General features: G+C 71.1%; 18 protein-coding genes. 12 read left to right on the plus strand and 6 right to left on the minus strand.

Features of this window, described 5'->3' with window-relative positions:
- The first annotated feature begins 2 nt into the window (after window positions 1-2).
- The 6 genes from HCN51_RS28990 to HCN51_RS29015 all read left to right on the plus strand — a co-directional run bounded on the left by HCN51_RS28990 (window position 3) and on the right by HCN51_RS29015 (window position 4,433).
- Window positions 3-356, plus strand: coding sequence for a cupin domain-containing protein (locus HCN51_RS28990; protein WP_168013508.1), 354 nt, complete (start codon window positions 3-5; stop codon window positions 354-356).
- Between the two features lie 119 nt (window positions 357-475).
- Window positions 476-1,549, plus strand: a complete 1,074-nt coding sequence (locus HCN51_RS28995) for an adenosine deaminase (protein WP_168013510.1) — start codon at window positions 476-478, stop codon at window positions 1,547-1,549.
- Entirely contained in the window at window positions 1,546-2,154 is a 609-nt protein-coding gene (locus HCN51_RS29000; protein WP_168013512.1) for a PH domain-containing protein, read from the plus strand. Before HCN51_RS28995 ends, HCN51_RS29000 begins: the two co-directional genes overlap by 4 nt.
- Before the next feature lie 43 nt (window positions 2,155-2,197).
- Window positions 2,198-3,013 carry a MerR family transcriptional regulator gene (locus tag HCN51_RS29005; RefSeq protein ID WP_168013514.1) on the plus strand — a complete coding sequence of 272 codons (816 nt, stop codon included), beginning with the start codon at window positions 2,198-2,200 and terminating at the stop codon, window positions 3,011-3,013.
- Complete coding sequence (locus HCN51_RS29010) at window positions 3,007-3,936, plus strand: RNA polymerase subunit sigma-70 (protein ID WP_168013517.1); 930 nt, start codon at window positions 3,007-3,009, stop codon at window positions 3,934-3,936. Before HCN51_RS29005 ends, HCN51_RS29010 begins: the two co-directional genes overlap by 7 nt.
- 11 nt (window positions 3,937-3,947) lie before the next feature.
- On the plus strand, window positions 3,948-4,433 hold the full coding sequence (locus HCN51_RS29015) for a GyrI-like domain-containing protein (protein ID WP_168013519.1): 486 nt from the start codon (window positions 3,948-3,950) through the stop codon (window positions 4,431-4,433).
- A 44-nt stretch (window positions 4,434-4,477) separates the two neighbouring features.
- Here the strand turns inward: HCN51_RS29015 and HCN51_RS29020 are convergent, their stop codons facing one another.
- From HCN51_RS29020 to HCN51_RS29040, 5 genes are read right to left on the minus strand one after another with little or no spacing between them, the layout of a single operon-like run.
- On the minus strand, window positions 4,478-5,209 hold the full coding sequence (locus HCN51_RS29020) for a hypothetical protein (RefSeq protein ID WP_168013521.1): 732 nt from the start codon (window positions 5,207-5,209) through the stop codon (window positions 4,478-4,480).
- Window positions 5,206-6,834: a phosphohexomutase domain-containing protein gene (locus HCN51_RS29025; protein ID WP_168013523.1), complete on the minus strand. Its 1,629-nt coding sequence runs from the start codon at window positions 6,832-6,834 to the stop codon at window positions 5,206-5,208. Before HCN51_RS29025 ends, HCN51_RS29020 begins: the two co-directional genes overlap by 4 nt.
- Entirely contained in the window at window positions 6,831-7,634 is an 804-nt protein-coding gene (locus HCN51_RS29030) for a purine-nucleoside phosphorylase (protein ID WP_168013525.1), read from the minus strand. The genes HCN51_RS29025 and HCN51_RS29030 overlap by 4 nt, the downstream gene beginning before the upstream one ends.
- Before the next feature lie 2 nt (window positions 7,635-7,636).
- Window positions 7,637-8,959, minus strand: a complete 1,323-nt coding sequence (locus HCN51_RS29035) for a M20/M25/M40 family metallo-hydrolase (RefSeq protein WP_168013527.1) — start codon at window positions 8,957-8,959, stop codon at window positions 7,637-7,639.
- Window positions 8,956-9,942 (minus strand): Lrp/AsnC family transcriptional regulator, encoded by a 987-nt coding sequence (locus HCN51_RS29040; protein ID WP_346433837.1) that lies wholly within the window; start codon window positions 9,940-9,942, stop codon window positions 8,956-8,958. Before HCN51_RS29040 ends, HCN51_RS29035 begins: the two co-directional genes overlap by 4 nt.
- A 103-nt stretch (window positions 9,943-10,045) precedes the next feature.
- On the opposite strand from HCN51_RS29040, the gene HCN51_RS29045 reads away from it, so the two are divergent.
- A complete protein-coding gene (locus HCN51_RS29045; protein ID WP_346433838.1) occupies window positions 10,046-11,350 on the plus strand; it encodes an MFS transporter in 1,305 nt (434 codons plus the stop codon).
- Here the strand turns inward: HCN51_RS29045 and HCN51_RS29050 are convergent.
- Window positions 11,347-11,799, minus strand: coding sequence for a gamma-glutamylcyclotransferase (locus tag HCN51_RS29050; protein WP_168013529.1), 453 nt, complete (start codon window positions 11,797-11,799; stop codon window positions 11,347-11,349). The two genes, HCN51_RS29045 and HCN51_RS29050, sit on opposite strands and share 4 nt — an antisense overlap.
- 72 nt (window positions 11,800-11,871) lie before the next feature.
- Here HCN51_RS29050 and HCN51_RS29055 point away from each other — a divergent pair, with 72 nt between their 5' ends.
- The 5 genes from HCN51_RS29055 to HCN51_RS29075 all read left to right on the plus strand — a co-directional run bounded on the left by HCN51_RS29055 (window position 11,872) and on the right by HCN51_RS29075 (window position 18,828).
- Entirely contained in the window at window positions 11,872-13,260 is a 1,389-nt protein-coding gene (locus HCN51_RS29055) for an NAD(P)H-quinone dehydrogenase (protein WP_168013531.1), read from the plus strand.
- Between the two features lie 275 nt (window positions 13,261-13,535).
- A complete protein-coding gene (locus HCN51_RS29060) occupies window positions 13,536-15,821 on the plus strand; it encodes a TIM-barrel domain-containing protein (RefSeq protein WP_168013534.1) in 2,286 nt (761 codons plus the stop codon).
- A gap of 17 nt (window positions 15,822-15,838) precedes the next feature.
- Window positions 15,839-17,146, plus strand: a complete 1,308-nt coding sequence (locus tag HCN51_RS29065) for an ABC transporter substrate-binding protein (protein WP_168013536.1) — start codon at window positions 15,839-15,841, stop codon at window positions 17,144-17,146.
- Window positions 17,147-18,010, plus strand: a complete 864-nt coding sequence (locus HCN51_RS29070) for a carbohydrate ABC transporter permease (RefSeq protein WP_080043015.1) — start codon at window positions 17,147-17,149, stop codon at window positions 18,008-18,010.
- Entirely contained in the window at window positions 18,007-18,828 is an 822-nt protein-coding gene (locus HCN51_RS29075) for a carbohydrate ABC transporter permease (RefSeq protein WP_168013538.1), read from the plus strand. The genes HCN51_RS29070 and HCN51_RS29075 overlap by 4 nt, the downstream gene beginning before the upstream one ends.
- The last annotated feature ends 16 nt before the right edge of the window (window positions 18,829-18,844 follow it).

Raw genomic sequence — 18,844 nt, forward strand, 5'->3', positions numbered from 1 at the left:
CCGTGGTGAGAAAGATCGAGGGCCCGGCCCGCATCCCCGTACCCGGCGGCAAGCTCATCGACGAGCACATCGGCCGCGTCAACAGCGGCGACGAGGCGATCTCCATCGCCCACATGACCGCGCCCCCGGGGTGGGAGGAGCCGGCGCAGACGCCGTCGTTCACCGAGTACACCGTGGTCCTGCGCGGAGAGGTGATCGTCGAGCACGCCGGGGGCAGCACCCGGGTCGCGGCGGGGCAGTCGGTGGTGACGTCGCCGGGGGAGAAGATCCGCTACAGCGCCGGGCCCGAGGGCGCCGAGTACATCGCCGTGTGCCTGCCCGCGTTCAGCCCGGAAACGGCCGGCCGCGACGACTGACCGCCGCCCGTCCCTGCTCGTCCGGAAGGAACCGCACCCTTTGGAAGGACCCGCACCCTTCCGGAAGGACCCGCACCGGATGCGGCGGGAGAGCCGGGCGGTGCTCATATCATGGCCAGATGAGCCCCACCCTTGACCAGATCCGCCGGGCTCCCAAGGTCTTGCTGCACGATCATCTCGACGGCGGGCTCCGCGCCGAGACGATCGTCGAGCTGGCCAGGGAGAGCGGCTACGACCGCCTGCCCACCACCGACCCCGACAACCTGCGCCAGTGGTTCGAGGAGGCGTCCGACTCGGGGTCGCTCGAACGCTACCTGGAGACGTTCGACCACACGGTCGCCGTCATGCAGACCCGCGAGTCGCTCGTCCGCGTGGCCGCCGAGTGCGCCATCGACCTGGCCGACGACGGCGTCGTCTACGCCGAGGTGCGGTTCGCGCCCGAGCAGCACACCACCAGGGGGCTGAGCCTCGACCAGGTGGTGGAGGCGGTGCTGGAGGGGTTCGAGCAGGGCTCGCGGGGCCGCAACATCAAGGTGGGCACGCTGCTGACGGCCATGCGGCACCAGGCCCGCTCCAGGGAGATCGCCGAGCTGGCCGTGCGCTACCGCGACGGCGGCGTGGTCGGCTTCGACATCGCCGGCGCCGAGGCCGGCTACCCGCCCACCCGGCATCTTGACGCGTTCGAGTACCTCCAGCGGGAGAACGCGCACTTCACGATCCACGCCGGCGAGGCGTTCGGGCTGCCGTCGATCTGGCAGGCCATCCAGTGGTGCGGCGCCGACCGGCTCGGCCACGGCGTGCGCATCATCGACGACATCTCCGTCGCCGGCGACGGCAGCGCCAAGCTGGGCCGGCTGGCCGCGTACGTCCGCGACAAGCGCATCCCGCTGGAGATGTGCCCCACGTCCAACCTGCAGACCGGGGCCGCCGCCTCGATCGCCGAGCATCCGATCGGGCTGCTGCGGCGGCTGCATTTCCGCGTCACGGTCAACACCGACAACCGGCTGATGAGCTCCACGAGCGTGTCGCTGGAGTTCCACAAGCTGGTCGAGGCGTTCGGCTACGACTGGGACGACCTGCAGTGGTTCGCGGTCAACGCGATGAAGTCGGCGTTCATCCCGTTCGACGAGCGGCTGGCGCTGATCAACGGCGTGATCAAGCCGGGGTTCCAGCAGATCAAGTGGCAGCCGTGAAGCAGACCTACCGGTCCCGGTTCGCGTTCGTGATGGCGTGGGTGTGGCTGGTGTTCGTCGCCTTCAACGTCTGGGACCTGATCGTCCGCTACAACGGCAAGGCGTCGCTCGTCGCGCTGGCCGTGCTCGGGGCGCTGACGGCGCTCGTGTACGCCGTCGCGCTGCGCCCCGCCACCGTGTTCACGGAGGCGGGGCTGGTGGGGCGCAACCCGCTGCGCACCACGTTCCTCCCGTGGGCCGCCATCGAGGACGTCACGGTGTCGCACGCCATCACCGTCCAGCACGGCGACGACCGGGTGCTGCGGCTGTGGACGCCGATGAGCAGCGCGCGCGAGCGGGCCAGGGCGCAGCGGCGCGGGGCCGCCACCGAGCAGCGCGGCCGGTTCAAGACCGAGCCGACGCTGCCCAGGGCCGAGCAGGCGGCGGCCGCGGCGTTCGCCGGCAAGACGCACGCCGACTGGGTGGGCGAGCAGATCCGCGAGCGCGCCGAGTCGGCCAGGCGCCGCGGCGAGGAGGCCGCGCAGGCGCGCACGAGCTGGTCGTACGACGCGATCGGGCTGCTCGTCGTCGCGGTGGCGCTGGTGGTCGCCGCGATCGTGGCCTGAGATTGACCCTGACACCGTGTCAGGCCCTACCTCTTGAGCCGCCATGTTCAGCATAGGAGAGTTCGCCAGGCTGGGGCTGGTGTCCGTACGCATGCTCCGCCACTACGACGCCATCGGCCTGCTGCGGCCCGCGCACGTGGACCCGGTCTCCGGTTACCGGTCCTATCAGGCCGAACAGCTCGCCCGGCTGCACCGGATCGTCGCGATCAAGGATCTCGGCTTCACGCTGGAGCAGGTCAGGACGATCCTCGACGAGCAGGTCAGCACGGAGGAGCTGCGGGGCATGGTCCGCCTGCGCCGGGCCGAGCTGGAGGCCAGGATCAGCGCCGACCTCGCCCGGCTGCGCAGCGTGGAGGCGCGGCTGCGCAGCATCGAGACCGAAGGGCACATGCGCACGGCGGAGGTCGTGCTGAAGAAGGTGCCCCGGATGCGCGTCGCCCAGCTCGCGGCCAGGGCCGCCAGCTACGAGCCCGAGGACATCGGGCCCGTCCTCGTGCCGCTGTTCGACGAGCTGTGCCGGCGGCTGGAGGCCGCGTGCGTCCGCGTCGCCGGGCCCGGCATCGCCCACTACCTGCAAGAGGAGGACGGCTCCGTCATGGCGCACGCCTGCCTGCCCGTGAACGTCCGGCCCGGCGCGTACGACTTCGACGTCGTGGATTTGCCGGCCATCGAGACGGCCGCCACGATCATCCACCAGGGGTCGATGGACTCCTCGTGGTCGACGCTCCAGGCGCTGGCCCACTGGATCGAGGAGCACGGCTACCGCTCCCGCGCCCTGGCCAGGGAGATCAGCCTGCACGTGCCGTGCGACACCGACGCCTGGGTGACGGAGCTGCAGATCGAGGTGATCCCGTGCTGACCCGCGAGCTGGAGGAGGATCTGGAGCGGCACCGCGCCGAGCTGACCGGCTACTGCTACCGCATGCTCGGCTCCGGCTTCGAGGCCGAGGACGCCGTGCAGGAGGCGTTCGTGCGGGCGTGGCGCACGTACGACCCCGCGCGGGGCCCGCTGCGCCCCTGGCTGTTCCACCTGGCCACGAACGTCTGCCTCGACCTGCTCAGGAGCCCGCAGCGCCGCGCCCGCGCCATGGACCTCGGCCCGGCCGCCGTCCCCGGCGCCGCCCTGGGCGAGCCGCTGCCGGAGAGCCGCTGGGTGCAGCCCGTGCCCGACGCCCGCGTCCTCGACCCCGCCGACGTGGCGGTGACGCGCGAGAGCGTGCGGCTGGCGTTCGTGGCGGCCCTGCAACACCTGCCGCCCCGCCAGCGGGCCGTGCTGATCCTGCGTGACGTGCTCAGGTGGAGCGCCGCCGAGACCGCCGACCTGCTGGCCACCACCGTCACCTCGGTCAACTCCGCCCTCCAGCGCGCCAGGACCCGGCTCCCCGCCGTGGCGCCGCTCGACGAGGAGGTGGACGAGGGCCTGCTGGCCCGCTACGTGACGGCGTTCGAGAGCTACGACGTGGACACCCTGGTCTCGCTGCTGCACGAGGACGCGACCTCGTCCATGCCGCCGTTCACGTGGTGGCTGCGCGGGCGGGAGGCCGTCCGCGCGGTTCTGCTGGCCGCCGGGGCGCCCTGCGCGGGCTCCCGCCTGCTCCCGACCCGCGCCAACGGCTGCCCCGCCTTCGGCCACTACGACCGCGACGGCGAGCCGTTCGCGCTGGTCGTGCTGGAGGTCTCGGGCGGCCTGATCATCGGCGAGACCACGTTCCTCGATCCCGGGCTGTTCCCGCTCTTCGGGCTGCCGATGAGTTTCGGCGCCGCGCTCCGTACTGAGGGGTGAAGGAGGACATCATGCCACAGATCATCGAACTGCCCGAGCGCCCGTACGTCGGGGTGCGCCGCACCATCACCATGACCACCTTCGGGCTGGTCGCCGACCGCATCGGGGAGATCATCGGCTGGCTCGCCGAACGCGGCGTGCCCATCGCGGGAGCGCCGTTCCTGCGGTACGAGAGCATCGACCTGGCGGCCGACCGCCTGGTGGTGCAGGCGGGGGTGCCGGTGCCCGAGCCGGTGGAGGCGGAGGGCGACCTGTTCGCCGCCACGCTCCCCGCCGGCCGCTACGCCACCGTCACCCACCACGGCCACCCCGACGAGCTCCGGGGCGTCATCGAGTCACTGCTGAAGTGGGGCGCCGAGCAGGGCCTGAAGTGGGACATGACGGAGAAGGACGGGGCCGAGCACTGGGGCTGCCGCCTGGAGCTCTTCCAGACGGACCCCAGAGTGGAGCCCGACCCGCACCACTGGGACACCGACCTGCAGTTCCGCCTGTCCTGACGCACGTCCTCTGGCGCTGGGCGACGGCTCGGCGCCAGAGGCGTTCACCTGCCGCGCATGAACGCCAGGTCATCCCCCCAGCCGTCGAGCTCCTCGCCGTGCCCGGCCGCCCGTGCCCGCGGTTCGAGGTCGTTCAGCAGCCTGCGCACGGCGCTCGCCGTCTCCGGTGACAGCGCGGCCTCCAGCAGGGGCAGCAGCTCCTCGTGCGACCACATCGGCAGGCTCAGCGGGTGGTGGCGCAGCTCCCACGCCAGGTACTTGTTGTACGGCCGCACCCGCCCGTGCAGGGCGAACACGTACGTCAGGTAAGAAGCGACGGCGTCGGCGGCGTCGAGGCGGGCGGCCAGCAGGTCGCCCGCGCGGTCGTTCTTCAGTGACCGGTAGGCGCTGTTGAGGAAGGCGCCCAGCGCCTCGGGGGCCAGCGACCGCGACTCCTCCGGGGAGAGGGTGCCCTTGGCGGTGACCAGGTCGGCGATGCCGCCCTGCTCCTGGGGCGCCGTGTCCTTCAGGACCCTGGCGTAGGCGAAGGAGTACCGGTTCCATGCGGTGTCGGAGCCGGGCAGGGCGTGCTCGCGGAACTGCGCGAGCGTCATCACGGCCACGTCCAGGACGGCGTCCCGGCGGGGCGGGAACGCCGAGCCGTCGGCGACGATGACGTAGACGTCGTGATCGGAGTGGGCGGTGGCGGCGCCCTCGCGGGCCTGGGAGCCGCTGAGCACCACCCCGAGCACGTCCGGGTCGTCCAGGGCGCGGGCCAGGAACGTCTCGAAGGTCACAGGCCCAGCCGGGCGGTCAGGTCGGATCTCAGGGCGGCCAGGTGCTCGTCCGCCACGGCTCTGGCCTGGGCGGGGGTGCCGGTCACCGGGACGACGACCTCCAGGTAGCACTTCAGCTTGGGCTCGGTGCCGGACGGGCGGACCACCACGCGGGCGTCGCCCGACAGGCGGTAGCGCAGGCCGTCGGTGGGCGGCAGGCCGCCGTCGCCGCGCGAGAGGTCGTCCACCCGCTCCACCGCGCGGCCCCCGAGGGCAGGGGTGCGGCCGGCGCGCAGGCGGGTCATGGCGGCGGTGATCAGGGACAGGTCGGCGACACGGAACGAGAGCTGCGAGGTGGCGTGCAGGCCGTAGCGGCGGGCCTGGTCGTCGAGCAGGTCGAGAAGGGTACGGCCGTCGCGCTTGGCCGCCGCGGCGATGGCCGCCACGGTGAGGGCGGCGCCGATGCCGTCCTTGTCGTTGACGGGCAGGCCCGCGTCGGTGCCGAGGCTGTAGCCGAGGGCCTCCTCGTAGCCGAAGACCAGGCCGGGCCCGGCCTTGGTGATCCACTTGAAGCCGGTCAGCGTCTCGCCGTACCGGACGCCGTGCGCGCGGGCGATCTTGCTCAGGAGGGAGGACGAGACGATGGTGGTGGCCACCATGCGGTCGCCGCTCGTGTGCGTGATCACGTGCTCGGCCAGCAGGCCGCCGACCTCGTCGCCGGTCAGCATGCGCACGCCGCCCCCGGCCAGCGGCACGCCCACCGCGCACCGGTCGGCGTCGGGGTCGTTGGCGAGCACCAGGTCGGCGCCGAGCTTGGCGGCCAGCGCGACCGCCAGGTCCATCGCGCCCGGCTCCTCCGGGTTGGGGAAGGCGACCGTGGGGAAGTCGGGGTCGGGGTTGCGCTGCTCCTCGACCGCCATCGGGCTCTCGAAGCCGGCGCGCAGGAAGGCGTCGGTGAGCGTGGCCGCGCCGACCCCGTGCAGCGGCGTGTAGGCCACGCGCAGGTCGCGGGCGTCGCCGAGCGGCAGGGCGGTCACGGCGTCGAGGTAGTCGTCGACGATGCCCTCGCCCAGCTCGGTCAGCGTGCCCGGGCCGTGCAGCGGCAGCTCGTCCACCCGGCCGACGGCGTCGATGGCGGCCGAGATCTCGGCGTCGACCGGCGGCACGATCTGGGAGCCGTCGCCCCAGTAGACCTTGTAGCCGTTGTCGCGCGGCGGGTTGTGGCTGGCGGTGACGGTCACGCCGGCGTCGGCGCCGAGGTGGCGCACGGCGAAGGCCAGCACGGGCGTGGGCAGCGGGTGCGGCAGCAGCGAGGCGTGCAGGCCCGCGCCCGTCAGCACGGCCGCGGTGTCGCGGGCGAACACGTCGGACTTGTGCCGGGCGTCGTAGCCGATCACCACGTGCCGGCCCGGCCCGAGCACGGCGGCCAGGCCGGCGGCGGCCCGCATGACGGTGACCCGGTTCATCCGGTTGGGGCCCGCGCCCAGCTCGCCGCGCAGGCCCGCCGTACCGAACTCCAGCTTGGCCCCGAACCGCTCCTCCAGAGCGGCCAGGTCTCCGGCGTCGATCAGGGCGGACAGCTCGGCGCGCGTGCCGGGGTCGGGGTCTTGTGCCAGCCAGGCGCGCGCCGCTTCCAGGACGGTCACAGGCGGTCCACCACCTTGGCCAGCAGCACGCCCATGCGGGCGGCCGTGGCGCGGCCCACCTCCAGGACCTCCTCGTGGTTCAGCGGCTCGCCCGACAGGCCCGCCCCCGGGTTGGTGACCAGCGAGATGCCGAGCACCTCCAGGCCCGCCTCGCGGGCCGCGATCGCCTCCAGGACGGTGGACATGCCGACCATGTCGCCGCCCAGCGTGCGCAGCATGCGGATCTCGGCCGGCGTCTCGTAGGTGGGCCCGCGGAAGGCGACGTAGACGCCCTCGGCCAGGCTCGGATCGACCTCGCGCACCAGCGCGCGCAGGCGCCCGGAGTAGACCTCGGTGAGGTCGATGAACGTGGTGCCGGTGATCGGGTTGGAACCCGTCAGGTTGATGTGGTCGCTGATCAGGACGGGGTCGCCGACGTTCTGCGTCTCGGGCCGCAGGCCGCCGGCCGCGTTGGTCAGCACCAGCGTGCGGACGCCCGCCGCGGCCGCCGTGCGGACGCCGTGCACCACCGCGTCCACCCCGAGCCCCTCGTACAGGTGGGTGCGGCCGAGGAAGATCAGCGCGTGCCGCCCGGACGAGGTGCGCACGACGCGGATCTTCCCGCCGTGGCCCGCGACGGCGGGCGCGCGGAAACCGGGCAGATCGGTGAACGGGATCTCCCGCACCGTCTCACCGATCGCGTCGGCGGCGGGCACCCAGCCCGACCCCATGACGAGGGCCACGTCGAAGGTGTCGAGGCCGGCGGCGCCCCTCAGCGCCGCGGCGGCCTCACCGGCCAGGGTGTACGCGTCTTTGGTCACCTTCAGTAGTTTAGGAGCAGCCTGTCCAGGACTCGCACCCCGAACTGCAGCGCGTCCACCGGCACCCGCTCGTCCACGCCGTGGAACATCGCCGCGAAGTCCATGTCGGCCGGCAGCCGCAGCGGCACGAACCCGAACCCGCGCACCCCCAGATCCGCGAAGAACGTCTTGTTGTCGGTGCCGCCCGACATGCAGTACGGGATCGCCCGCGCGGCCGGGTCCTCCTCCTTCAGCGCCGCGATCATCGACTCGACCAGCGCCCCGTCGAAGGAGGTCTCCAGCGCGATGTCGTGGTGGATGAACTCGCGCCGCACCTTCGGCCCGAGCAGCCCGTCGACGGTCTTGAAGAAGTCGTCCTCGAACCCGGGCAGGAACCGCCCGTCGACCACGGCCGTGGCCTGGCCCGGGATGACGTTCGACTTGTAGCCGGCGCCGAGCTGGGTCGGGTTGGTGGTGTGGCGCAGGGTGGCGCCGACGAAGCGCACCAGCGGGCCGATCTTGTCGAGGATCGGCTGCGGGTTCTCCTCGTCGAACGGGATGCCGAACGCGTCGGCGACCTCGGTGAGGAAGCGGCGGACCGTCGGGGTGTAGGTGAGCGGCCAGTCGTGCTCGCCGATCCTGGCCACCGCCTTGGCGACCTCGGTGACGGCGTTGTCGTCGTTCAGCATCGAGCCGTGACCGGCGGTGCCGTCGGCGATCAGCTTCATCCAGGCCAGGCCCTTCTGGGCCGTCTCGATGAGGTAGAGCCGCAGCGACGGGTCCACCTCCAGCGAGTAGCCGCCGACCTCGCTGATGGCCTCGGTGACGCCCTCGAACAGCTCCGGGTGGTGGGCGGTGAGGTACTTGGCGCCGTACACGCCGCCGGCCTCCTCGTCGGCCACCCACGCGAAGACGAGGTCGCGGCGCGGCCGGCGGCCCTCGCGCTTGATCTGGCGCAGCACGGCCAGCATCATCGCGTCCATGTCCTTCATGTCGACGGCGCCGCGGCCCCAGATGTAGCCGTCGCGCACCTCGCCCGCGAACGGGTCCACCGACCAGTCGTCGGCGTTGGCCGGCACGACGTCGAGGTGGCCGTGCACGAGCAGCGCGGGCAGCGACGGGTCGGTGCCCTCGATCCGGGTGACCACGTTGCCGCGGCCCGGCTCGCTCTCGACGTACGTGGCCTCGATGCCGACCTCGGCCAGCCGCGACATCACGACCTCGGCGGCGGCCCGCTCACCGGGGCCGCTGCCGTCACCGTAGTTGCTGCTGTCGACGCGGATCAGCTCCACGCACAGGTCGGCGACTTCCTTCTCCGCGGGGGTCATGGGCTCGGCAGGGGTCATGGGGTCCTCTCCAGTGTGAGCAGTCCGGACTTGTGGAGGTGGCCGCGCTTGTGAGCGCGGGTGATCAGCGTGAGGTCGACGTCGGTGATCTCGTCGTACCGGCCGACGACGCCGGTCATGAAACGGTAGAGCGCCGCCTCGTGCGCCGCGACGACCTGCACGATGAGGGAGTGCGTGCCCGTTGTGGCGGCGCAGTAACGGACGCTGGGGTGCGCGGCCAGCTCCTGGCCGACGAGGTCGAGGCCGTGCGGGCGGACCTTCAGCCACAGCATGGCCTCGACCTCCAGGCCGAGCAGCGCGGGCTCCACCTCGGCCCTGGGCAGCAGCAGCCGCCGCTCGATGAGCGAGGTGACCCGCCGGCGGGCGGTGGGCACGGAGATGTCGAGGCGCTCGGCGACGGCGGTGAAGGCGATCCGGCCGTCGGCGGTGAGTAACTCGGCGATCTCCTGCTCCAGCGGCGACAGCCCCTCCTCGTCGGGCAGGCACTCGGCCGGCGGGCCGGGCCGCAGCTCGGCCACCTCCCGCTCGGTCAGGTAGGGGGCGTGCCACTCGGCGACCGTCCGGAACGTGTGCAGCACCACCTGCGTCTGCGTCTGCAGCACGCCGTCGATGTCGGAGACCTGCGAGGACAGGATGCGGTGCAGGTCCTCCCTGGAGGGCGGCACCAGCTCGCAGCCGATGTCGGCGGCCCCGGTCAGCGAGTAGACCGAGCGCGTGTCGGGCCGGTCGGCCAGCGCCTTGGCCACTTGCGTGGCCGTGCCCGGCCGCACCTGGACGTGCAGGTGCACCGGCCGGCCGTGCCCCGTGCGCAGGTCGTCGTAGATGGCCGTGACCCGCACGACGCCCTCGGCGATCAGGCGCTGCAGCCGCCGGGCGACCGTGCGCTCGTGCTCGCCCACCGCCCGGCCGATCTCACCCCACGAGGCACGTGGAGCGACTTGCAGCGCGGCCACGAGCCGCCGGTCGAGAACGTCCACCTGCACCCGTTTCCATGTCGGAATTGTAAATATTGTGGGGAACATTTGACTGTTTCGGTCGCCCGAATGCACAGTAAGCCATCACGCACTTGTCAGCAAAGGAGCCCACGTGGCGACCTCCCCGGTGGCGCAATCACCACTCGGCATCCCCAAGAGCCGCGTCCGCCAGCTCATGGCGGCCAGCATCGGCAACGTCGTCGAGTGGTACGACTGGTACGCCTACACCTTCCTCGCTGTCTACTTCTCCGAGCAGGTCTTCCCGAAGGGCTCGGCCAACAGCCTCGTACCGTTGCTGAGCTCCTTCGCCGTCTTCGCCGTCGGCTTCTTCATGCGCCCGCTCGGCGGCCTGCTCGTCGGCGCCTTCGCCGACCGGTACGGCCGCAAGGCCGCCATGACGTTCACCATCGTGCTCATGGGCGCCGGCTCGCTGCTCGTCGGCCTCACCCCCACGTACGCGGCCGTCGGGCTGCTCGCACCCGTCATCCTCACCCTGGCCCGCCTCATCCAGGGCCTCTCGGTCGGCGGCGAGTTCGCCGCCGCCACCACGTTCCTCGTGGAGTCGGCCCCGCCCGGCCGCCGCGGCCTCTACTCGAGCTTCCAGTACGTCAGCACCACCATCGGCCAGCTCCTCGCCTCCGGCCTGGCCGCCCTGCTGGCCACCAGCCTCATCGAGGCCGACATGAACTCGTGGGGCTGGCGCATCCCGTTCTTCGTCGGCGCGCTGCTGAGCTTCGTCGGCCTGTGGATCCGCAAGGGCGCCGACGAGACCTCCGCCGTGGCCGAGGAGATCCAGCGCGGCGAGGCCGAGCGGCCCAAGCTGTTCGAGTTCCTCAAGCACCACCCGCGCTCCGCCGCCACCATCGTCGGCATCACGATCGCCGGCACCGTCGCGTACTACACGTGGACCAGCTTCCTGCCCACCTACGCGCAGATCACCGTCAAGTTCGACAAGGCCGACTCGCTGCAGATCGGCACGATCTCGCTGGTCTTCTTCATGATCCTGCAGCCGCTGCTCGGCATGCTGTCCGACCGCGTCGGGCGCCGGCCGATGCTGATCACGTTCGGCCTCGGCTTCCTCGTGCTGCCCGTGCCGCTGCTCGGCCTGCTCACCCAGTCGTACGCGAGCCTGCTGGTCGTGCAGCTCGTCGGCATGGTCTTCCTCGGCTGCTTCACCTCGATCTCGGCCGCGGTGAACTCGGAGCTCTTCCCCACCCGGGTGCGGGCGGCGGGGGCCGGGTTCCCGTACTCGCTGACCGTGGCCCTGTTCGGCGGCACCGCGCCGCTCATCGGCACCGCGCTCCAGGAGGCCAAGAACCCCGGGCTGTTCCCGTGGTACATGTCGGCGCTCGCGCTCATCTCGACCCTGATCTACCTCTTCGTGCTGAAGGAGACCAAGGACCAGCCGCTGCGCTAACCCCCGAACGAGGTGCAGGGGCGCTCCCGCAACTCCTTGACGTAGTCGTCGGGGGCGCCCGCCCGCTCGGCCGCCTCGGCCAGGCTGCCCAGGTAGCGGGCCGAGGGCAGGCCGCCCTCGTAACCGTCGAGCACGTAGAACCAGGCCACGACCTCGCCGTCGAGCGTCTGCACCCGCAGCCGCACCTTGTGGTAGGCGCCCCGGACGGCGCCCTCCCACTGGTCGAGCGAGGTCTCCTCCCAGTCGGGCACGTCGTAGAGCACCACGAACACGTGCTCGTCGGGATCTTCGACGATCGTGGCGACCGCGCCCTCCCAGGCGAGATCCATGCCCCCGAACGTCAGCCGCCACCCGGGCAGCCATCCCACACCCCGGATGGGGGAGTGCGGGGCACGCATGGCCATCTGCTCAGGGTCCATGTTGCTGCCGTAGGCGGCGTATACAGGCACAGCAGACAAGACTAGCGCCTGAGGCCCCGCCCCGTTCGTCGGCAGCTCGCGGCATGCGGGAGAATGGGACACGTGACGAGGATCGTGATCATCGGTGGCGGACCAGGCGGCTACGAGGCGGCGCTGGTGGCCGCTCAGCTAGGCGCGCAAGTCACGATGGTCGAGCAGGACGGCCCCGGTGGCGCCTGCGTGCTGACCGACTGCGTGCCGTCCAAGACGCTGATCGCGACCTCCGTGCGCAAGCAGGCGCTGCTCGACGCGCCGTCGCTCGGCGTGTCGTTCTCCGGCGGGCCCGACGGCGACGCCGGGGTGGTGGGGGTCGATCTGCCGCTGGTCAACAAGCGGGTCAAGGAGCTGGCGCAGGCGCAGTCGGCCGACATCGCGACGCGGGTCGAGGCCGAGGGCGTGGAGATCATCAAGGCGCGCGGGCGGCTGGTCGATCCGCAGGTGGTCAGGGCCGGTGACCGGACGATCAGGGCCGACGTGGTGCTGGTGGCGACCGGGGCGACGCCGCGGGTGCTGCCGGGGGCCGAGCCCGACGGGGAGCGCATCCTCACCTGGCGGCAGCTCTACGACCTGGAGGAGCTGCCCGAGCACCTGATCGTGGTCGGGTCCGGGGTGACCGGGGCGGAGTTCGCGGGCGCGTACCGGTCGCTGGGGGCGGAGGTCACGCTGGTGTCCAGCCGCGACCGGATGATGCCCAACGAGGACGCCGACGGCGCCGAGGTGCTGGAAGAGGTCTACCGGCGGCGCGGGATGAACGTCATGGGGCGCTCGCGGGCCGCCTCCGTCAAGCGCACGGCCGACGGGGTCGTGGTGACGCTGGAGGACGGGCGCACGGCCGAGGGGTCGCACGCGCTGATGACGGTCGGCATGATCCCCAACACCTCCGGCATCGGGCTGGAGGAGGCCGGGGTGCAGCTCGACCGGGGCGGGTTCGTCAAGGTCGACAAGGTCTCGCGCACGTCGGCGCCCGGCGTGTACGCGGCGGGCGACTGCACGGGCGTGCTGATGCTGGCCTCGGTCGCGGCCATGCAGGGCCGCATCGCGGTGTGGCACGCGCTGGGGGAGGCGGTGCAGCCGCTGCGGCTGGCCACGGTGGCCTCCAACATCTTCACCGACCCCGAGATCGCGGCGGTGGGCGTGGCGCAGCGGGCCATCGAGGCGGGCGAGATCGAGGCGAACGTGGTCAAGCTGCCGCTGGCCACCAACGCGCGGGCCAAGATGCAGGGGTTCAACGACGGGTTCGTGAAGCTGTTCTGCCGGCCGCACACCGGGATCGTGCTGGGCGGCGTGGTCGTGGCGCCACGGGCGTCCGAGCTCATCCTGGCCGTGTCGGTGGCGGTGCAGCAGCGGCTGACGGTGGATCAGCTGGCGCACACGTTCGCGGTCTACCCATCGTTGTCGGGGTCGATCACGGAGGCGGCGCGGCGGCTCATGCAGCCGGGAGTGTCGATCTGAGCCGGTAGCCCCGACTGCTGGAGGCGCGTGGTGCATGGCACCACGCGCCTTTTCGCGTTCCGGGGCGGGCCGCGCGAGAACGGAGCGGGGTCGGCGAGCGGGCGGGGCCGGAACGGAGCGGCTTCGAGGGCGGCTTCGAGGGCGGGTTCGGGGCGGGCCCGAGGTGGGAGGAGAGGGAACGGGAGCCGGGTGGGGGGCGGCTGGGCGTTGACGTTTGTTGGTATGGACAGCAAACTAACTCACGAGTTGGCGCAGCCGTTCTTGAAGGAGCCTCCATGCCCTATCGCCCGCCGCTGGTCGCGCACGAGTACTTCGTCGCCGACCCGCCCGAGTTGCCGGTCCGTGAGCGGGGCGAGGGCGGCCTGTCCGCGCTCACCTCCGCCGAGCTGGTCGCGGCCGACGGCGCCGAGGTGATGCTGAAGGCGGTCACCTCGGCGGAGGAGACGCTGGTCGTGCAGGTGGGCGTGGCGGGCGAAGGGGTGATCAGGGTCCGGCTGTCGGAGGACGCGACCGCCCGGCCGCGCTCCGAGCGGGCCGTCGGGCTGGTCTCGCCCGGCACGTACGCGGGGGCGCGCGCCGAGGTGGCGCCGGGCGCGCCGATCGTGATCGACGCCGGCCCGCTGCGCGCCGAGATCAGCCTGAGCCCCTGGCACCTGCGCTTCACCGACGCGGCCGGCGCGACGCTGGTCGAGCAGGACCGGGGGCACATCGACATCAGCGGCCGGTTGCGCACGCTGCCGTTCGGGCGCTCCAGCTCCGCCGGTACGCCTGTGGCCTATCACGAGAGCTTCGCCGCCGCGCCGGACGAGGCGTTCTCCGGGTTCGGGGAGTCGTTCACCCGGCTGGACAAGCGCGGCCAGCGCCCGGTCATGTGGAACTTCGACGCCTTCGGGGCGGAGTCGCAGCGGGCGTACAAGAACGTGCCGCTGTACCTGTCGAGCAGGGGGTACGGCGTGCTGGTGGACAGCGGCGCGCCCACCGAGTTCGACGTGTGCCAGTCGACGCACAGCGCGGTGCAGATCGTGGTGCCGGACGACGTGCTCGACTACTACGTGATCGCCGGGCCGACGCCCGCGGAGGTCCTGGACCGTTACGACCTGCTGACCTGCCGGCCGTCGCTGCCGCCGAAGTGGGCGTTCGGGACGTGGATCTCCTCGGGGTTCTGCGTGGACAGCCAGGAGAGGGTGCTGGCCAGGGCGCGCACGATCAGGGAGCGCGGCATCCCGTGCGACGTGCTGCACCTGGACACCTACTGGCAGGCCGACGGGCACTGGTCGGAGCTGAAGTGGGACGCCACGAACTTCCCGGACCCGGACGGCATGCTGGCCGAGCTGGACGGGATGGGGTTCAAGGTGTGCCTGTGGATGAACCCGTACATCTCCCATCTCAGCCCGACGTTCCGGGAGGCCGCTGAGGCCGGATATTTCCTGAAAAATCAGGCGGGCCAGGTGTACGTGGCCGACTGCTGGCACGGCTCGTTCCCCGCCTGCGGCATCGTCGACTTCACCAACCCGGCCGCCACCGAATGGTTCAAGGGCCTGCTGCGCCCGCTGCTGCGCCAGGGCGTGGCCGCCTTCAAGACCGACTTCGCCGAGGGCGTGCCGAGCGACGCCGTGGCGTACAACGGGATGAGCGGCGCCGACCTGCACAACGTGTACACGCTGCTGTTCAACGACGTGGTCGCCGGGGTCACCCGCGAGGTCAACGGGCACGAGCTGGTCTGGGCGCGCTCGTCGTACCTGGGCGGGCAGCGCCACAGCGCCCAGTGGGGCGGCGACACCTACACCAGCTACGCCGCCATGGGCAGCACGATCAGGGGCGGGCTCGCGCACGGCCTGTCCGGCGTGCCGTTCTGGAGCCACGACGCGGGCGGCTTCACCGGCCGGCCCACCGACGACCTGTACGTGCGCTGGACCCAGTTCGGCGCCCTGTCGCCGCTGCTGCGCCTGCACGGCACCACGACGAGGGAGCCGTGGGAGTTCCCCGAGGTCGAGGCGGAGGCCGTGGCGGCGCTCAAGCTGCGTTACCGGCTGATGCCCTACCTGTACTCGGCGGCCGTCGAGGCCGCGCGCACCGGCGCGCCGATGATGCGCGCCCTGTGCGTGGACTTCCCGGGCGACCCGGTGGCCTGGCAGGCCGACCTGCAGTACCTGCTCGGCCGTGACCTGCTCGTCGCCCCCATGACCGCGCCGGAGGGCACCCGCAGCGTGTACCTGCCGCGCGGCCTGTGGGTGGACTACTGGACGCACGAGGTGCTGGAGGGCGCCCGGTACGTCACGGTCAGCAAGCCGCTCGACCAGATCCCGCTGTTCGTCCGGCATGGCGCGCTCATCCCCGTCCAGGAGCAGCGGGAGACCGTGGACGTGCCGGCCGAGATCGCCCTCGTCGCCTTCGGGGGCGGCGACGGCACCGTCGAAATCCACGACGCGGACGGCGTGACGATCGCCGTCGCCACCAGGGACGGCGCGGAGCTGCGTGTCGCCGTCACCGGCCCGAAGCGCGTCACCGGGGTCGAGATCGCCCCGGTGGCCGGAGCTCCCGCGCGGGCCGTCATCTCGTAACACCCCCTGGAGGGATCATGGTCAGATTGAGAGGCGCCGCGGTGCTGGCCGCCGCCGCGCTCGCCCTGTCGGCGTGCGGCTCGGGCGGCGGATCGGGCAGCCCCAGCCCGAGCGGTACTGAGCCGCGCGTGCTGAAGTTGTGGCACTACGAGAGCGCCGACAGCGCCATGGGCAAGGCGTGGGCCGAGGCGATCAAGAAGTTCGAGGCGTCGCACCCGAACGTGACCGTCAAGTTCGAGGAGAAGGGCTTCGAACAGATCCAGAAGACGGCCAGCATGGTGCTGAACTCGGACGAGGCGCCCGACATCATGGAGTACAACAAGGGCAACGCCACGGCCGGGCTGCTGTCCAAGCAGGGCCTGCTCACCGACCTGAGCGAGGAGGTCACGAAGCGGGGCTGGGACAAACTGCTGCCCGGCGGCCTGCAGACCACCGCCAAGTACGACGACCGGGGCGTGATGGGCTCGGGCAAGTGGTACGGCGTGCCGAACTACGGCGAGTTCGTGATGGTCTACTACAACAAGGACCTGTTCAAGAAGCACAAGGTCGAGGTGCCCACCACGTTCGAGGAGTTCACGGCCGCCCTCGACACGTTCGTCAAGGCCGGCGTGACGCCCATCTCCAACGCCGGCGCCGAGTACCCGGCGCAGCAGATCTTCTACCAGCTCGCGCTCACCAAGGCGCAGAAGCCGTGGCTGGAGGCCCTCCAGTCCTACAAGGGCAAGGTCGACTTCCACGGCCCCGAGTTCACCTACGGCGCCGACACGTTCGCCGACTGGGTGAAGAAGGGCTACCTCGCCAAGAACTCGGCCGGGCTCAAGGCCGAGGACATGGGCGTGGCGTTCATGAACGGCAAGTTCCCCATCATGATCAGCGGAAGCTGGTGGTACGGCCGCTTCGCCTCCGAGATCAAGGACTTCGAGTGGGGCCACTTCCTGTTCCCCGGCGCCACGATGTCACCCGGCTCCAGCGGCAACATCTGGGTCGTGCCCGAGAAGTCGGAGAACAAGGACCTGGCCTACGACTTCATCGACATCACGATGAGCAAGGACATCCAGAACCTGCTCGGCAACTCCGGCGGCGTCCCCGTGGCCGCCGACCCGGCCGCGATCACCGACGCCAAGAGCAAGGAGCTCATCGAGACCTTCAACAAGCTGACCACCGCCGATGGCCTGGCCTTCTACCCCGACTGGCCGGCGCCCGGCTACTACGACGTGCTGGTGGCGGGCGTCCAGGAGCTGATCAACGGCAGCAAGACCTCCGCGCAGGTGCTCGACGAGCTCGCCAAGCCGTACGAGGACAACCTCGCCGACATCGGTAACTAGATGAGAGCTCGAACGAGGGGATACTGGCTCTACCTGATCCCCAGCCTGCTGCTGTTCCTGGCCGTCATCGTCGTGCCGTTCCTGATGAACGTGGGCGCCAGCTTCACCCGCTGGTCGGGTGTGGGGACACCCCGGTGGATCGGGCTCGACAACTACACCAGGCTGCTGGCGGACGTGCGGTTCTGGGAGTCGTTCCAGCACAACGTGGGGCTGATCGTGGCCATGGCCGTCGTGCCGACCATGATCGGCCTCGTGCTGGCGGCGGCGCTGTTCGACTACATCGGCAAGCGCTTCGGGGCGCGCACCGCCTCGGCGCTGCGCGCGATGTACTACCTGCCGCAGGTGCTGCCGGTGGCGGTGGCCGGCGTGGTATGGGGGTGGATGCTGCACCCGTCGTACGGCGCCGTCAACCAGATCTTCGGGCTGGACGTCAACTGGCTCGGCGACCCCGACCTGGCGCTGGCCACGGTCATGGCGATCATGGTGTGGTTCCAGCTCGGCTACCCGGTCGTGATCTTCATGGCCGGGCTGCAGCGCGTGGACCCGTCCTACTACGAGGCGGCCGAGATCGACGGCGCCTCGTGGTGGCGCAAGTTCTGGCACATCACGATCCCGCAGATCCGGCCGGAGATCTTCGTGGTGCTGCTGACGTGCACGATCGCCGCGCTGAAGGTGTTCGGGCCGATCTTCGTGCTGACCCGCGGCGGGCCCGGCAACGCGACGATGGTGCCGTCGTACTTCTCGTACCTGAACTTCTTCCAGAAGAGCAACGTCGGGTACGGCTCCGCGATCGCCACGGTGCTGGCGCTGATCATCATCGTGGTGACGTTCCTGTTCCTGCGCGTCCAGGAGCGTGAGTCATGAGGGGCCCGGGACGCTGGGCGGTGCTGTTCGCGCTGGTCGTGCTGGCCGTCGTGATGATCTTCCCGTTCCTGATCGTGGCGGTCAACGCGGTCAAGTCGCCCGCCGAGTACGGCTCGCAGGGGCCGCTGAGCCTGCCCGACGGGCTCTACCTGCAAGGGATCATCGACTTCTGGAACCGGGTGGAGTTCGGGACGAAGCTCTGGAACAGCTTCCTCATCAGCGCGTCCGTCGCGGTGCTGGCGGTCGTGCTGTCGGTGCTCAACGCGTACGCGCTGGGCATCGGCAGGGTGAAGGGGCGGCTGTGGATCCTCGTGCTGTTCCTGGTGGCGAACACGCTGCCGCAGGAGGCCCTGGCCTATCCGCTGTACTACCTGGCCAAGGCCGTCGATCTGTACGACACCCAGCTCGCGGTGATCATCGTGATGACCGCGATCCAGGCGGCGTTCGGCACGTACCTGCTGAGCGCGGTGCTGGGCCAGTTCCCGAAGGAGATCCTGGAGGCGGCGGCGATCGACGGGGCGGGGCGGCTGCGCTCACTCTGGCGGATCGTGGTGCCGATCAGCCGGCCCACGATCAACGTGCTGCTGATCTTCTTCTTCATCTGGACCTGGAACGAGTTCTTCCTCCCGCTGATCTTCCTGATCTCGAACGACACCCAGACGGTGCCCGTCGCGCTCGGCGTGCTGCAGGGCGAGAAGTACATGGACGCCACCACGTCCAGCGCCTCGGCCCTGCTCGGCGTCGTGCCGGCGATCGCCTTCTTCCTGATCTTCCAGCGCACGCTGACCCGAGGTGTGACGGTCGGCGCCATCAAGTGATGGAGAACCCACTCCT

Source organism: Nonomuraea composti, assembly GCF_012034275.1.
Taxonomy (GTDB): domain Bacteria; phylum Actinomycetota; class Actinomycetes; order Streptosporangiales; family Streptosporangiaceae; genus Nonomuraea; species Nonomuraea composti.

What these genes read in the sequence shown, in the direction of transcription:
- HCN51_RS29015 (WP_168013519.1), top strand. Translation starts at nt 3,948, where the DNA reads ATGCCACAGATCATCGAACTGCCCGAGCGCCCGTACGTCGGGGTGCGC.
- HCN51_RS28995 (WP_168013510.1), top strand. Translation starts at nt 476, where the DNA reads ATGAGCCCCACCCTTGACCAGATCCGCCGGGCTCCCAAGGTCTTGCTG.
- HCN51_RS29005 (WP_168013514.1), top strand. Translation starts at nt 2,198, where the DNA reads ATGTTCAGCATAGGAGAGTTCGCCAGGCTGGGGCTGGTGTCCGTACGC.
- HCN51_RS29075 (WP_168013538.1), top strand. Translation starts at nt 18,007, where the DNA reads ATGAGGGGCCCGGGACGCTGGGCGGTGCTGTTCGCGCTGGTCGTGCTG.
- HCN51_RS29070 (WP_080043015.1), top strand. Translation starts at nt 17,147, where the DNA reads ATGAGAGCTCGAACGAGGGGATACTGGCTCTACCTGATCCCCAGCCTG.
- HCN51_RS29035 (WP_168013527.1), bottom strand. Translation starts at nt 8,959, where the DNA reads ATGACCCCTGCCGAGCCCATGACCCCCGCGGAGAAGGAAGTCGCCGAC.
- HCN51_RS29060 (WP_168013534.1), top strand. Translation starts at nt 13,536, where the DNA reads ATGCCCTATCGCCCGCCGCTGGTCGCGCACGAGTACTTCGTCGCCGAC.
- HCN51_RS29065 (WP_168013536.1), top strand. Translation starts at nt 15,839, where the DNA reads ATGGTCAGATTGAGAGGCGCCGCGGTGCTGGCCGCCGCCGCGCTCGCC.